12 protein-coding genes are annotated in these 13,530 nt (G+C 72.7%); 4 read left to right on the top strand and 8 right to left on the bottom strand.

Annotated features, from left to right (window positions below):
* Positions 1-136 precede the first annotated feature (136 nt).
* Together alr and ABIC30_RS01690 are read left to right on the top strand one after the other, a co-directional pair.
* Entirely contained in the window at positions 137-1,264 is a 1,128-nt protein-coding gene (gene alr, locus ABIC30_RS01685) for an alanine racemase (RefSeq protein WP_026604605.1), read from the top strand.
* Between the two features lie 8 nt (positions 1,265-1,272).
* Complete coding sequence (locus tag ABIC30_RS01690; protein ID WP_020091062.1) at positions 1,273-2,532, top strand: D-amino acid dehydrogenase; 1,260 nt, start codon at positions 1,273-1,275, stop codon at positions 2,530-2,532.
* A gap of 226 nt (positions 2,533-2,758) precedes the next feature.
* Here ABIC30_RS01690 and ABIC30_RS01695 read toward each other — a convergent pair whose 3' ends face one another.
* From ABIC30_RS01695 to ABIC30_RS01730, 8 genes are all read right to left on the bottom strand, one after another.
* A complete protein-coding gene (locus ABIC30_RS01695) occupies positions 2,759-3,196 on the bottom strand; it encodes a hypothetical protein (RefSeq protein WP_158684185.1) in 438 nt (145 codons plus the stop codon).
* Positions 3,197-3,237: 41 nt separating this feature from the next.
* Positions 3,238-4,323 carry a protein-glutamate methylesterase/protein-glutamine glutaminase gene (locus tag ABIC30_RS01700; protein ID WP_020091064.1) on the bottom strand — a complete coding sequence of 362 codons (1,086 nt, stop codon included), beginning with the start codon at positions 4,321-4,323 and terminating at the stop codon, positions 3,238-3,240.
* Positions 4,320-5,168: a CheR family methyltransferase gene (locus tag ABIC30_RS01705; protein WP_354453730.1), complete on the bottom strand. Its 849-nt coding sequence runs from the start codon at positions 5,166-5,168 to the stop codon at positions 4,320-4,322. Before ABIC30_RS01705 ends, ABIC30_RS01700 begins: the two co-directional genes overlap by 4 nt.
* A gap of 13 nt (positions 5,169-5,181) precedes the next feature.
* Positions 5,182-5,655: a chemotaxis protein CheW gene (locus tag ABIC30_RS01710; RefSeq protein ID WP_026604606.1), complete on the bottom strand. Its 474-nt coding sequence runs from the start codon at positions 5,653-5,655 to the stop codon at positions 5,182-5,184.
* A 128-nt stretch (positions 5,656-5,783) separates the two neighbouring features.
* Entirely contained in the window at positions 5,784-7,976 is a 2,193-nt protein-coding gene (locus tag ABIC30_RS01715; RefSeq protein WP_020091067.1) for a HAMP domain-containing methyl-accepting chemotaxis protein, read from the bottom strand.
* Between the two features lie 63 nt (positions 7,977-8,039).
* Positions 8,040-8,549: a chemotaxis protein CheW gene (locus ABIC30_RS01720; RefSeq protein WP_020091068.1), complete on the bottom strand. Its 510-nt coding sequence runs from the start codon at positions 8,547-8,549 to the stop codon at positions 8,040-8,042.
* Entirely contained in the window at positions 8,549-10,660 is a 2,112-nt protein-coding gene (locus ABIC30_RS01725) for a chemotaxis protein CheA (protein ID WP_042669782.1), read from the bottom strand. Before ABIC30_RS01725 ends, ABIC30_RS01720 begins: the two co-directional genes overlap by 1 nt.
* A gap of 620 nt (positions 10,661-11,280) precedes the next feature.
* On the bottom strand, positions 11,281-12,516 hold the full coding sequence (locus ABIC30_RS01730; protein WP_354453733.1) for a methyl-accepting chemotaxis protein: 1,236 nt from the start codon (positions 12,514-12,516) through the stop codon (positions 11,281-11,283).
* Between the two features lie 318 nt (positions 12,517-12,834).
* Between ABIC30_RS01730 and ABIC30_RS01735 the strand changes: the two genes are divergently transcribed.
* On the top strand, positions 12,835-13,116 hold the full coding sequence (locus tag ABIC30_RS01735; RefSeq protein WP_103984592.1) for an STAS domain-containing protein: 282 nt from the start codon (positions 12,835-12,837) through the stop codon (positions 13,114-13,116).
* A 33-nt stretch (positions 13,117-13,149) separates the two neighbouring features.
* Complete coding sequence (locus ABIC30_RS01740) at positions 13,150-13,515, top strand: response regulator (protein ID WP_020091072.1); 366 nt, start codon at positions 13,150-13,152, stop codon at positions 13,513-13,515.
* The last annotated feature ends 15 nt before the right edge of the window (positions 13,516-13,530 follow it).

The raw sequence follows: 13,530 nt of genomic DNA on the forward strand, positions 1-13,530 counted from the left end.
TTCGAACTGGCCGCAGATATTTCCACGGCCAAGCTCGAAATTCAAATCTCTTCGACAGGATGCACGCTCGTTCGACGATCCTTCGTGTAGCCTTTTGGCACTGCATCCGAGCGCCGCTCCGAGGGCCGCCATGAGCATGATCGACCGCGAGCTCCGGCCCGATGCGGGCCCGGCCGGGACGGCCTCCGCCCTCCTCACGATCGATCTCGCGGCCATCGCGGAGAATTACCGCCTGCTCGCCGCGCGAGCCGGGACGGCCGCCTGCGCGGCCGTCGTCAAGGCGGACGCCTACGGCCTCGGCGCCGACCGGGTCGCGCCGGTCCTGGCCGCCGCGGGCTGCCGGCACTTCTTCGTCGCCCAGGTCGGCGAGGGCGTCGCCCTCCGGTCCATCCTCGGGCCCGGGGCGGCGATCGCCGTGCTCAACGGCGCCGCCCCGGGCAGCGAGGCGACCTGCGCGGACCACGACCTCGTGCCCGTCCTCAACGACCTGTCCCAGCTCAGCGGCTGGCAGGGCCTGGCCCGGCGGCGCGCGCGGCGCCTGCCGGCGATCCTCCAGGTCGATACCGGCATGGCCCGCTTCGGCCTCGCTCCGGACGAGGTCGGCGCGCTCCTCGACCGGCCGGACGCCCTCGCGGGCCTCGACCTGCGGCTGGTGATGAGCCACCTCGCCTGCGCGGGCGAGCCGGACAGCCCGGTCAACGCGGCGCAGCTCTCCGTCTTCCGGGCGGTCCGGCGGCGCCTGCCGACGGTGCCGGCGAGCCTCGCGGCCTCGTCGGGGATCTTCCTCGGTCCGGACTTCCACTTCGACCTCGTGCGCCCCGGCGCCGCCCTCTACGGGATCGCCCCGCAGGAGGGTGCGGAGAACCCGATGCGGCCGGTGATCGGGCTGCGGGCCCGGGTGATGCAGACGCGCGGCGTCCCGGCGGGGACGCCGGTCGGGTACGGCCACGCGGCCCGAGTCGACAGGGACAGCCGCCTCGCCACGGTCGCGATCGGCTACGCGGACGGGTTCTTCCGCAGCACGGCGGGCGGCGCGGCGTGGTTCGGCGGCGCCCGGCTGCCCGTGGTCGGGCGCGTCTCGATGGACAGCCTCGTCCTCGACGTCACCGACGTGGCGCCCGGCACCCTCGGGCCGGGGGCGCTCGTCGACATCGTCGGGCCGGAGCGCGACGTCGACGCCGTCGCCGCGGCGGCCGGCACGATCGGCTACGAGGTCCTGACCAGCCTCGGCCACCGCTTCCACCGCGTCTATCTCGGAGCCTGAGGCCCGCCATGCACGTCCTCATCCTCGGCGGCGGCGTCGTCGGCGTCACCTCGGCCTACTACCTCGCCCGGGCCGGCCATCAGGTCACCGTGCTGGAGCGCCAGCCGGGCTCCGGCCTGGAGACCAGTTTCGCCAATGCCGGGCAGGTCTCGCCCGGCTACTCGGCCCCCTGGGCGGCGCCCGGGATCCCCGTGAAGGCGCTCAAGTGGCTGATGATGCGGCACCGCCCCCTGGTGCTGTGGCCGCGGCTCGAGCCCCGCCTCTACGCGTGGCTCACGCGCATGCTCGCGAACTGCACCGAGGAGGCCTACCAGCGGAACAAGGGCCGCATGGTCCGGCTCGCCGAGTACAGCCGCGACGCGCTGCGCGACCTGCGCACCGAGACCGGCATCGCCTACGACCACCGGGAGAAGGGCACGCTCCAGCTCTTCCGGACGCAGAAGCAGCTCGACCATGTCGGCGACGACACCCGCGTCCTCGACGCCTACGGCGTGCCCTACACGGTGCTGGACCCGGCCGGCTGCGTCAGTGCCGAGCCGGCGCTCGCCGCCATGCGCGGCGTCTTCGTCGGCGGCCTGCGGCTGCCGGGCGACGAGACCGGCGACGCGCACCTGTTCACGCAGCGCCTCGCCGCGATCTGCGAGGGCCTCGGCGTCACCTTCCGCTACCGCACGGCGATCGCGCGCCTGCATCACGCCGGGGACCGGGTGACGGCGGTCGAGACCGCCGACGGCGACCTCCTGCGGGCGGATGCCTACGTGGCGGCGCTGGGCAGCTACACGCCGGCCCTGCTGCGCCCCCTCGGGATCGCCCTGCCGGTCTACCCGGTGAAGGGCTACTCGCTCACGCTCCCCATCACCGATCCGGCGGCCGCGCCGGTCTCGACGGTGATGGACGAGACCTACAAGGTCGCGATCACCCGGCTCGGCGACCGCATCCGCGTCGGCGGCACCGCCGAGCTCGCCGGGTTCAGCAGCGCCCTGCGCCTGCCGCGCCGCGAGACCCTCGCGCGCTCGGTGCAGGACCTGTTCCCGGCCGGCGGCGACCTCGACCGAGCCGCGTTCTGGACCGGCCTGCGGCCGATGACGCCGGACGGCACGCCGATCGTCGGGGGCACGCGGGTCGGGAACCTGTTCACCAACACCGGTCACGGCACGCTGGGCTGGACGATGGCCTGCGGATCGGGCCGCCTGCTCGCCGACCTCGTGTCCGGACGGGCGCCGGAGATCGCGAGCGACGATCTGGCCCTCGACCGCTACGCCGCGTGAGCCGGCCGGCCGGATCGGCCCTGACCGGTCCGACTCCCCGTCGCCCGGTCACTGAACCGCCGTCGCGCTGCGCAGCGCGTGCCGTGGCGCACCAGCACAACTCTGCCCGGTATCGCCCCGAACGCGATCCGACCGTGCGTTGAGCAAGACTCCGGGAATCGTGGCGAGTCGCCGTCACCACCGGGCACAATCATTCATTATTCACCTATATACGACCACCGGTTGATTACATGACGTTCATGACGTGCGGATTCGCATAATCGTCGGATGACTTCCGACAGGCCCAGGCAACCCTTCGCAACGTGTCGAGTTGAGGACCTGAACGAACCATCCGGGTGCGCAGATGAGTTTCATCGTCGTACAGGGCCAGGACGATCACGAGCAGGCCGATGCCGTTCTCCGGGGCGTCGCCGACGGGCTGGCCCGCCTGTTCCGCGTGCCCGAGCATCCGCCCGGTGTTCAGGACCTGCTGGATTCTGGACCCCGGGACGAGGGTGACCGTCCCGGTCAGGTCGCCCAGCGCGGCGCGCGGCGGGGCGGGAGCGTGGGGCTTCCCGGAGCCAGGCCGGTAAAGGCTGGCCCCCGCGGGACGCGGCGCGGCGCGGCGCAACCATCCAGCCGCGCGCGCGGACGCCGGGCGAAGGCCGAGGCGCAGCCCGGGCAACGCGACCAGTCCTGAACCCGGCCCCGGCGCTCGCCCCGGCCTCAGCGCGCCGCGGGCAGGCCGAAGCGCCGGATCTCCAGGTGCATCTGCTCCAGCGGCAGGATCTTGGCGGCCGCACCGCGGTCGATCGCCTCCTTGGGCATCCCGAACACGACGCAGCTCGCCTCGTCCTGGGCGACCGTCTGCGCCCCGGCGCGGCGCATCTCCAGCAGGCCGTTGGCGCCGTCGTCGCCCATGCCGGTCAGCAGGATGCCGAGCGCGTTCGCGGCCGCGGCCCGGGCGGCCGACCGGAACAGGACGTCGACCGACGGGCGGTGGCGCGCGACGAGGGGACCGTCCTTCACCGACACCGCGTAGCTGCCGCCCCGGCGCTCGACCATGAGGTGCCGCCCGCCCGGGGCGATCAGGGCACGGCCCCGCACCACGGGATCGCCGTCCTCCGCCTCCTTGACGGCGATCGCGCAGAGGCCGTTCAGGCGCTTGGCGAACGCCGCCGTGAAATGCTCCGGCATGTGCTGCACGATGACGAGACCAGGGGACTCGGCGGGCAGCACCTCGAGCACGTCGCGCAGCGCCTCCGTGCCGCCCGTCGACGCGCCGATGCAGACGATCCGGTCGGTCCCGGCCACGACGCGCCCGGGCACGGGCGGCGGCAGGACGACGTCGGCCGAGAGCTTCGCCTCCACCAGCGGCCGGGACGGCCGGCTCCCGCGCAGCTTGGCCCGGGCGGCGGCCCGGACCGCGTCGCAGACCCGGACCGTGGACTCGAGCAGGAACTGGCGGGTGTCGACGCGCGGTTTCGGCAGCACGTCGACGGCGCCCGCCTCCAGCACCTCGAACAGGATCCGGGACCCGGCCTCGGTCAGGGTCGAGCAGACGATCACCGGGAGCGGCTTCTGCGCCATGATCTTGCGCAGGAACGTCAGGCCGTCCATGCGCGGCATCTCGAGATCGAGGATGATGACGTCCGGGATCTCCTCCTGGATGCGGCGCGCCGCGATGAACGGATCGGCGGCGGTGCCCAGGATCTCGATGTCGGGCGCCGTCCCCAGGATGCTGCACAGCGTCTGGCGGACGGAGGCCGAGTCGTCGACGATCAGGACGCGGATCGGTCTGGACGCGCTCACCGGCCGGAATCCCGCAGCTTGCCGAAGACGGTCGAGGAGATCTGGTCGAGGCCGGCCACGCCGACGCCCGCCATGGATTCGGAATGGCCGACGATCAGGTAGCCGCCGGGGCGCAGGTGCCCGGCCAGGCGCGCGACCACCGCCCTCTGGGTCGGCTTGTCGAAGTAGATCAGCACGTTGCGGCAGAAGATGAGGTCGACGTCCCGGTCGATCGGGTAGGTCTCGTCCATCAGGTTGAGCCGCTGGAACCGCACCCGGGCGCGCAGCTCCGGCACGATCCGCCCCTCGCGCCGGGCCGGATCGCGCGCGACCATCACGTAGCGGCGGCGCAGGTCCGCCGGCACGGCGTCCAGCATCTCGGCCGGGTAGATCGCCGTCCGGGCACGGTCGAGGACCTCCGAGGAGATGTCGGTCCCGAGGATGGCGTAGCGGAACCGGTCGGCGGCCATGTCGTGCAGGACCATCGCCAGCGTGTAGGCCTCGGCACCGGTCGAGGCCGCCGCGCTCCAGACCTTGAGCAGCGGCCGGTCGCCCCGCGCCGCCAGCCGCGGCACGATCGTCTCGCGCAGCAGGTCGAAATGCGCGGGCTCGCGGAAGAAGTCGGTCTTGTTCGTCGTCACGCAGTCGACGAGGTGCGGGAACTCGTCCGCGAGGTGGCCGGCCTCGAACAGGTGGCGGCCGTAGGCCTCCAGGGTCGGGAGATCGAGGGCGCGCATGCGCTTGCGCAGCCGCCCCTCGACCATGGTGCGCTTGGCCGGCGGGAGCTGGATGCCGGCATGCTGCTGGACGAGGTCGGCGACCGAGCGGAAATGCCGGTCGCTCAGGTGACCCGGATCGGCCTCCATGGTGGCGGATCCTTCAGGCGGCCTGCGGGGTCGCGACCAGGGCCGGGCCGTCGCCGTCCATGAGCGCGACGAGGTCGAACACCACCACGAAGGCCTCGCCCCGGCGGCCGATCCCCGCGATGTAGCGGGCGTTCCAGCGCCCGCCGACCTCGGGCGCCGCCTCCATCTCGGCCCGGTCGAGCTCGGTCACCTCGATCACCCGGTCGGCCACGAACCCGACCCGCAGCGCCCGGCCGGGCATCGGCACGTTGAGCAGGATGATCCGGGTGGCCGGCGTGCGCGCCACCGGCGGCAGGCCGAGCTTGGTCCGCAGGTCCACCACCGGGTAGCTCTGCCCGCGCACGTCGATCATGCCGAGCAGGAAGGCCGGCGCCTGCGGCAGCGCGGCCGGGACCCGGTAGTCGAGGATCTCGTGGACGTGCTCGACGTCGATCCCGAAGGTCTCGGCGCCGAGGCCGAGGGTCAGGTACTGCCACACACTGGACATGCAGGGTCTCCGGCTGGAGCGCGGCGCGCGACGGCGGCTCGCGACGACGGCTGACGACGGCGGCTGACGACGGCGGCGGGATCCGCGCGGGCACGGGCACCGCGCGGATCCGGGCCTCGGGCGAGGTGTCAGGCGACCCGGGTGAAGGCGGCGTCCTGCGCGTCGCCCTCGCCCATGTCGAGGGCGAAGCCGCCGCCCCCGGCCGGGCCGCGCGCGCCCGCCCGCTTCGGGCTCGGGGAGCGGATCGCCGCCGAGGGCGTGCCCATCCGCGCCGCGGTCGCGCGCAGCCGCGTCACCGCCTGGTCGACACCGGCCACCGGCGCGGCCGCTTCGGTGATCCGGAAGTAGGCGATCGTCGCCTGCAGCTTCTCGGCCTGGGTGGCCAGCTCCTCGGAGGTGGCCGAGACCTGCTCGGAGGCGCTGGCGTTCTGCTGGGTCACCTTGTCGAGCTGCTGGATCGCCTGGTTGATCTGGCCCGAGCCGACATCCTGCTCGCGGCAGGCGGCGGTGATCTCCTCGACCAGGCTGGCGGTCTTCTTGATGTCGGGCACGAGCTTGCCGAGCATGTCGCCGGCCTGCTGGGCGGCCTTGACGGTGTCGGACGAGAGCGTGCCGATCTCGGCCGCGGCCGCCTGGCTGCGCTCGGCGAGCTTGCGCACCTCGCTGGCGACCACCGCGAACCCGCGACCGTGCTCACCGGCCCGGGCCGCCTCCACGGCGGCGTTGAGCGCCAGCAGGTCGGTCTGGCGGGCGATCTCCTGCACGATGGTGATCTTCTGGGCGATAGTCTGCATGGCCTCGACGGCGCGGCCGACGGCGATTCCGCTCGCCTCGGCGTCCTGGGCCGATTGCCGGGCGATCGTCTCGGTCTGGCTGGCGTTCTCGGCGTTCTGCTTCACGTTGGCGGCCATCTCCTCCATGGAGGCCGAGGCTTCCTCGGTCGACGAGGCCTGCTCGGTCGAACCCTGCGACAGCTGCTCGGCCGAGGCCGAGAGCTCCTGGGACCCCGCCGAGACGTTGCCGGCCGCCGCGGTCGCCTCGGCCACGACGGTGCGCAGCTTCGACAGCATGGTCTGCAGGGCGAGGCCCATCGTGTCCTTGTCGGAGAGCGGCCGGGCCTCCACGGTGAGGTCGCCCTGGGCGATCGCGTTGGCGAGCGCCGCGGTCGCGTTCAGGTTCTCGGTCATGCGGCCCATGGCGCCGACGAGGTCGCCGAGCTCGTCGTTGGTCGTGACCGTCGCGGTCTGGCTCAGGTCGCCCATCGACACCGCGTCGGCGAGCGAGACGGCACGGCCGAGGCCGCGGGAGATCGACAGCGCGAGCCAGGTCGCGATGCCGAGGCCCATGAGGAGCGCGGCCGCCGCCACGCTCAGCAGGATCGTCTGACCCTGGGCGGATTCCGCGGTGGCCTGGGCCGCGGCGTCGTCCATGAACCGCTTCTGCCGATCCGCCAGCGCCTCGAACGCGTTGATCGCGGTCGTGCTCACCGTGGCGTACTCGCCCGAGGCGACTTCTGCCGCCTTCACCGAGCTGCCGATCTCGACAAGGGCGAGCGCCCGCTGGAAGGAGGACGCCCAGGTTCCGAACCGCTCGCGGACAGCCGTCACGGCGATTCCCGCCGCCTGGGACGCCGCCGCGAGCTCGTCCACCGACCGGTTAATCTCCTCGCGCGACTGCTTGGCGAGGGCCACGCGCTGCTGGAGCGCCTCGACGCTCGTGGTCCCGGTGGCCGAGGTCAGCTGCCCCCAGGCCCGCTCGACCCGGCTCTTGAACACCGCGGCGACCCGGGCGAGCCGCTCTCCGGCGGGGCTCTGGGCGTCGGTCGCCGTGTTGATCAGGGCGTCGAGGTCCGTGCGCAGGGCGGCCAGCGCCGGGCGACCCGCCGCATTGATCTCGGCCCAGGTCTTCCCGTTGGAATTGTCGCGGGTCAGCTCCAGAGCCCGGTTCCCCAGCGCGTTCTGCTTCTCGTACTTGGCCGACAGGTCCTCGTAGAGCCTCCTGCCCTCGTCGGTCATGAGCAGAGTCTTCACCTTGGCCAGGGACGCCATGGCGTCACCGTGGTTGGTCGCCGAGCGCTTGGCGAACTCCGTCATCTGCGTCTCGTCCGGGCTGATCAGGGCTCCGCGGACGTTGAACGCGCTGCGGATGGCGTGCGCCTTGCCCTCGAGAACCTGCTTCTGGATCTCGGCGCGGCTCAGGACGTACTTCATCGTCGCGTCGGCGGCCGTGAGCCTCTGGTAGCCGACCCCGCTGGCCGTCCCCAGGAGAACGAGGATCGCGCCGAAGCCCACCCCGAGCTTGGCCTTGATCGAGAAACGCATCGCCCTTTACCCCTACGCAAACACGAGATTCTGACAGGACTTCAGAAAGACTTCGGAAAGACTTCAGTCGAGGATCTGCTCGAGCTCGGGGACGATGATGAATTCGTCCCCCGCCTTGACGATCGAGCGGATGTACTCCGGGCGCCAGGTCGTGCCGACGGGCGGCACCGCCTCGCACTGCGCCGGATCGACCTCCGTGACCGCGAACACCTTGTCGGCCACCAGCGCGACGACCACGGGGTCGCCCGCTACCGGCACCTCCAGGACGAGGAAGCGCGTGTCCGGGCTCGCCGACGCCGCCGGCATCCCGAACCGCTCGCGGATGTCGGCCAGAGGCACGACGTTGCCGCGCACGTTCACGATCCGATCGATATGCGGGCGCGCCCCCGCCACCCGCGTCGCCGGGATCGGATCGATGATCTCGCGCACCATCCCGGCCTCCAGCGCGAAGCTCTCCGAGCCGATCCGGAACATCACCACCTGCTGGCCGCCCTGCCGACCGTCCCGCTGGCCGCCGTCGGCGGCCGCCTGCGGGCCGGGCTCGACGACTCCGCGCGCCACGCCGCCGCTCATCACGCCACCTCCTGGTACTCGCGCACGCCCTCGGCGCGCCCGCCGCTCACGAGGCGGCCGACATCGATGATCAGCGCGGCCGTGCCGTCACCCAGGATCGTCGCCCCGGAGAAGGTCGCCACGTCCGCGTGCAGCTTCGACAGCGACTTGATGACGGTCTGGTGGTTGCCGATGATCTGGTCCGCCACCAGGCCGACCCGCGCCTCACCGGCGGCCACCACGATCACCTTCTGGTGCAGGTCCGGCTCGCCCGCGGCCCCGAACAGGCTGCGCAGCCGCAGGAACGGCACCAGCGCGCCGCGGATGTTGAGGAAGTCCCGCCCGCGGCCGCCGCGCTCGCTGGCGGGCAGCTCGACGCATTCCTCCACCGCGGCCAGCGGGATGACGTAGCGTCCCTCCCCCACCCGGATCAGCAGCCCCTCGATGATCGCCAGCGTCAGCGGCAGGCGCAGCGCCACGCAGGTGCCGCCGCCCGGCTCGGTCGCGATGTCGATCGTGCCGCGCAGGCTCTCGATCGTCTTCTTGACGACGTCCATGCCGACCCCGCGCCCCGACAGGGCCGAGATCTCCTGCGCGGTCGAGAAGCCCGGCGCGAACAGGAACTGGTAGATCTGCTGGTCGGTGAGCACCGCGCCCGGCGCGCACAGGCCCTTCTCCTCGGCCTTGGCGCGGATGCGGGCCGCGTCGAGCCCGGCGCCGTCGTCGCGCACGCTCACCAGCACCTGCGCGCCGACATGCTCGGCGGTGAGCGTGATCCGCCCGGTGGCGGCCTTGCCGCCGGCCGCGCGGCGCTCGGGCGCCTCGATGCCGTGGTCGATCGCGTTGCGGATCAGGTGGACGAGCGGGTCGGCCAGGCGCTCGATCACGGTCTTGTCGAGCTCGGTCTCCTCGCCGGCGGTGACGAACTCGACCGGCTTGCCGAGATCGCGCGAGAGGTCGTGGACGAGGCGGCGGAAGCGGCCGAACAGGGCGCCGATGGCGACCATGCGGATGCTCATCGTGGTGTCGCGCAGCCGCGCGGACAGGCGCTCGATCTCCTCGGCGATGGCCTTGAGGCCGGGATCGGCATGCAGGCCGGCGAGCTGGCTGAGCCGCGCCTGGGCGATGACCAGCTCGCCGACCCGGTCCATCAGCTCGTCGAGCCGCTCGGCCTCGACCCGGACGCTGCTGGCCGGCCGCTCCTCGGCCCGCCGGGCCGGGACGCGCTCGGCGGCCCGGCCCGCGGGCTCGACCGCCCCCGGCCCGGCCGGTCCGGTCTCGCCGGACCCGCGGCCGGCGAGATCGGCGGCCGGAACCGCGCCGGACGGCAGCCCCGACGGCGGCCTCGACGGCGGCCTCGACGGCGGCCCCGACGGCGACGGTGCGGCCTCGGCCGGCTCGGGCGCCGCGTCCGGTGGCGCGGCCGAGACCGGGACGAGCGTCAGGGTCATCTCGTCCCGGACGAACAGGAAGACGTCCTCGATCGCCTCGCGGGGCACGGCCGCGCGCAGCGTGACGTCCCAGCCGATGGCGAGGCTCTCGGGGTCGAGGGCCGGCAGCTCGGGCAGCGCGTCGAGGCGCGGCACGATCGTGCAGGCGCCGAGGTCGCGCAGCTCGTCGAGGAGCGCCAGGGGATTGGTCCCGTTGCGGAGGATCTCGGGCGCGAACGCGATGCCGATCTGCCAGCCGCCCTCCCCCGCCGCAGCGCGCTCGGCGGCCGGCTCCGGGAGGAGCGCGGACGGGGCGGCCGGGCGGGACGCGGCGCCGAGCAGCTGCTCGAGTTCGGCCAGGATGGCCTCGCCGATGATCGGGGCGCTCGCCTCGGGCTCCTCGATGAGGCCGCGGATGTAGTCCTTGGCCGAGAGGGAGACGTTGACGAGGTCGCGGCCGACCGGGACCTCGCCGCGCCGGACGCGGTCGAAGGCGGTCTCGAAATCGTGGGTGAAGGCGGCGACCTGCTCGAAGCCGAACATGGCGCCCGAGCCCTTGATGGTGTGCAGGGCCCGGAAGGCCGTGTCGATCAGGGCCCGGTCCTCGGGCCGGTCGCCGAGGTCGAGCAGCGTCGTCTCCAGGCGGGCGAGCAGCTCGGCGGCCTCGGCGCGGAAGATCTCCGCGGGATCGAGAGCAGTCATGGGACGAACGGACCCCCGGACACAGAACGCAGATACAGAACCAACCGCCCGATCCTGAGCGCGAACGGACGCGCCGATACCGGAGACCGGCCGCGTCTTTCGCGATCAAGCAGTCGAACAGACTGTCCCGGCGCGCGGCGACCGCGCGGTGACGGGACACGACGCGAAGCCGCCGCCTGACTTCGTGGGTTGTATATAATCGGACCAGAAATTTTCGGTTAACGAACAGATTTGAATCCTGAACAGGAAGTATATCCACATCGGTTTCGAAGAATTTGATTGTCGGATACTGCGATCGTGTGAGACGCGGATCACAGGATCTCGGGCGCGCGGTGCGGCACGGCTCCGGCCATCACGGCGCGTCGACGAACGTCGATGGACTCAGTCGGACGTGGACGGACGCGGACGGGCGTGGACGGGCGTGGACGAACATCGACGTCCACCGGCGCGCAGCCGCGCGGATGCGGGCCGCGGCAGGTCCCTGCGGGCGGCGCGCGGATCGCGATGGGACTGGAACCGGGAACGGGGCCGGTCGCGGCCGGTCCGGCGCGGGAAGGCCCGGCCGCGGCGCGACCGCCGACCGGGCCCGAACGGGCTGCCCTCGGCGCGCGCCGGCGCGCTCAGAACAGGTCGATGCCGTCCAGATCGTCGGCGGCGGCGTCGGCCGGCGTCTCGGAGGCCGGAGCCCCCCCGAGCAGGCGCTCGGTCAGGCGCGCGCGAACCTCCCCCAGGGTGCAGCCGGCGATCGCCGCCGCGATCCAGGCCGGATCGGCCGCGGCATCCGGCGCCGCGACGCGGTCCGCGCTGTGGTCGGCGAGCCGCCCGAGCTCCGCGCCGGCCGAGCGCAGCAGGCCCTCGACGTTCTGGATGCGCTGCTTGGCCCGGTCCTGGAACTGCATCGCCACGATCGCCGCCGACACGTCCTGCGTGATGGCCTGCGTGGTCTCGGCGGTCTGCTGCAGGATGCCCGCGACCTGCGCGTTCTGCTCGACCAGCGCCCGCATCACCATGCGGACGCGCGTCTCGGCGGTCCGGCTCTCCTCGGACATGTCGATCGCCGCGATGTCGCCCAGCAGGGCATGGCTGCCGCGCAGGCCGGCCGCCATGGTGCCGATCTGCTGCTTGATCACGTCCGACAGGGCGTTGATCGTCGTGGCGAGGCCGCGCACCTCGTCGGCGACCACCGCGAAGGCCGCGCCGCTGGCGCCGGCCCGGGCCGCCTCGATCTTGGCGTTCAGGGCGAGCAGGTTGGTCTGGCGGTTGATCCGCTCGATCTGCGCGACGCTCCCCTCGACCGACGACAGGCCCTCGAGCACCCCGGCCAGACCCTGCGCGAGGGTCGACCCGCGGGACGACATCAGGGTGATCCGCTCGATCAGGGCGGTGAGCGTCTCGCCGAGGCCGGCAGCGACGTCGCCGAGCTGCAGGGTCCGGTCGTCGATCCGGACGGTCTGGACCGAGGCGACGAGCCCGCGGACGATCTCCGACTGCTCGCAGGTCGTGGCGGCGATGCTCTGGAAGCGGTTGGACAGGCCGTGGACGTTGGCCTCCACGTCGGTGGAGACGATCCCGAGCTCGGCGACGAGGGCGTCGAGCAGCGTCCGCTGCTGCGCCGAGAGGCCGAGCCAGGCCTGGAGCAGGTCGGCCGCCTGCGCGGCGGGCGCCGGCTCGGCCACGATCGCGGCGGGCGGCGGCGCGGGCTCGCTGGACGACGCGGCCGCCTCCGGGAGCGGGGCGGCCGGGATCGCCGCGCCCGATCCGCGCCGGTCATCGGACCCCGCCTCGAACCGCATCTCGGGCCGGCGGAACCGGGCCGGGACCTGCCTGAGGATGTCGTGGGCGACTTGGAAGGCCATCGGCGGGCGGGTCTCTCGGCATCGTCCGACGCGCGCGGGTCATGAACAATCCCACGGTCGGTACCCGACCGAGGGTAAGGATCGCCGTTGAAGAAAGCGTTATCGCCCGGCCGATGGCCGCAACGGCCGGCACAGATCACAGTATTAGCCAATCAACACTGTTCCAGGCCGGGCAGACCTCCCTCCTGTGCTGGGCCCGCGGCCGCGTCGGCCGTCCGCGATTGGCCGAACCTTCAGGAAGAATTTACCCGCCGCGGTGTTGACTCGGGCGCGGCGGCGCGTCGCCCCGCAAGTCCGTCGTCGAGGTCACGAACCCGCATGTCCGAGGCTCCCGTCCTCACGCTCGGTCCCGACTGCACCATCCGGACCGTCCGGGCCCTGCAGGACACGCTGGCGGCGGCGCTCGCCGGCGGGGCGCGCCTCACCCTCGACTGCGCGGCGGTCGAGCGCGCGGACGTCACCTTCGTCCAGATCGTGCTCGCGGCCGACCGGACGGCGCGGGGTCGGGCCGCCGGGATCGCGCTGGTCAACGTCCCCCCGGCGGTCGAGGGCGCGTTCCGGCGCGCCGCGATCGAACACCCCAGCGCGCCGCTCCTCTAGGCGCGCGTCAGGCACAAGAACGGAATCCGTGTCATGGCCACTGTCCTCGCCGTCGACGATTCGCCTAGCATCCGGCAGATGATCAAGGTGGTGCTCGGCCCGGCCGGCCACACGGTGATCGAGGCCGGCGACGGCGCCGAAGGCCTCGCGAAGGCCAGGAGCGAGAGCGTCAACCTCGTCATCACCGATCTCAACATGCCGGTGATGAACGGGCTGGAGATGATCAAGCAGCTGCGGACGCTGCCGAGCTGCACGGGCGTGCCGATCCTCTTCCTGAGCACGGAATCCGACGAGGCGATCAAGCAGCAGGCGAAGGCGGCCGGGGCGACCGGCTGGATCACCAAGCCGTTCAAGCCCGAGCAGCTGCTCGCGGTCGTGGGCAAGCTCGTCCGCGCCTGAGGCCGCGACCGAGGC

The organism is Methylobacterium sp. 1030 (assembly GCF_040544715.1).
GTDB lineage: Bacteria > Pseudomonadota > Alphaproteobacteria > Rhizobiales > Beijerinckiaceae > Methylobacterium.

Excerpts from the sequence above, each read along its gene's own strand:
- ABIC30_RS01725 (WP_042669782.1), bottom strand. The coding sequence starts at position 10,660 with ATGACTGCTCTCGATCCCGCGGAGATCTTCCGCGCCGAGGCCGCCGAG.
- ABIC30_RS01730 (WP_354453733.1), bottom strand. The coding sequence starts at position 12,516 with ATGGCCTTCCAAGTCGCCCACGACATCCTCAGGCAGGTCCCGGCCCGG.
- ABIC30_RS01705 (WP_354453730.1), bottom strand. The coding sequence starts at position 5,168 with ATGGAGGCCGATCCGGGTCACCTGAGCGACCGGCATTTCCGCTCGGTC.
- alr (WP_026604605.1), top strand. The coding sequence starts at position 137 with ATGATCGACCGCGAGCTCCGGCCCGATGCGGGCCCGGCCGGGACGGCC.
- ABIC30_RS01690 (WP_020091062.1), top strand. The coding sequence starts at position 1,273 with ATGCACGTCCTCATCCTCGGCGGCGGCGTCGTCGGCGTCACCTCGGCC.
- ABIC30_RS01735 (WP_103984592.1), top strand. The coding sequence starts at position 12,835 with ATGTCCGAGGCTCCCGTCCTCACGCTCGGTCCCGACTGCACCATCCGG.
- ABIC30_RS01720 (WP_020091068.1), bottom strand. The coding sequence starts at position 8,549 with ATGAGCGGCGGCGTGGCGCGCGGAGTCGTCGAGCCCGGCCCGCAGGCG.
- ABIC30_RS01740 (WP_020091072.1), top strand. The coding sequence starts at position 13,150 with ATGGCCACTGTCCTCGCCGTCGACGATTCGCCTAGCATCCGGCAGATG.
- ABIC30_RS01715 (WP_020091067.1), bottom strand. The coding sequence starts at position 7,976 with ATGCGTTTCTCGATCAAGGCCAAGCTCGGGGTGGGCTTCGGCGCGATC.
- ABIC30_RS01710 (WP_026604606.1), bottom strand. The coding sequence starts at position 5,655 with ATGTCCAGTGTGTGGCAGTACCTGACCCTCGGCCTCGGCGCCGAGACC.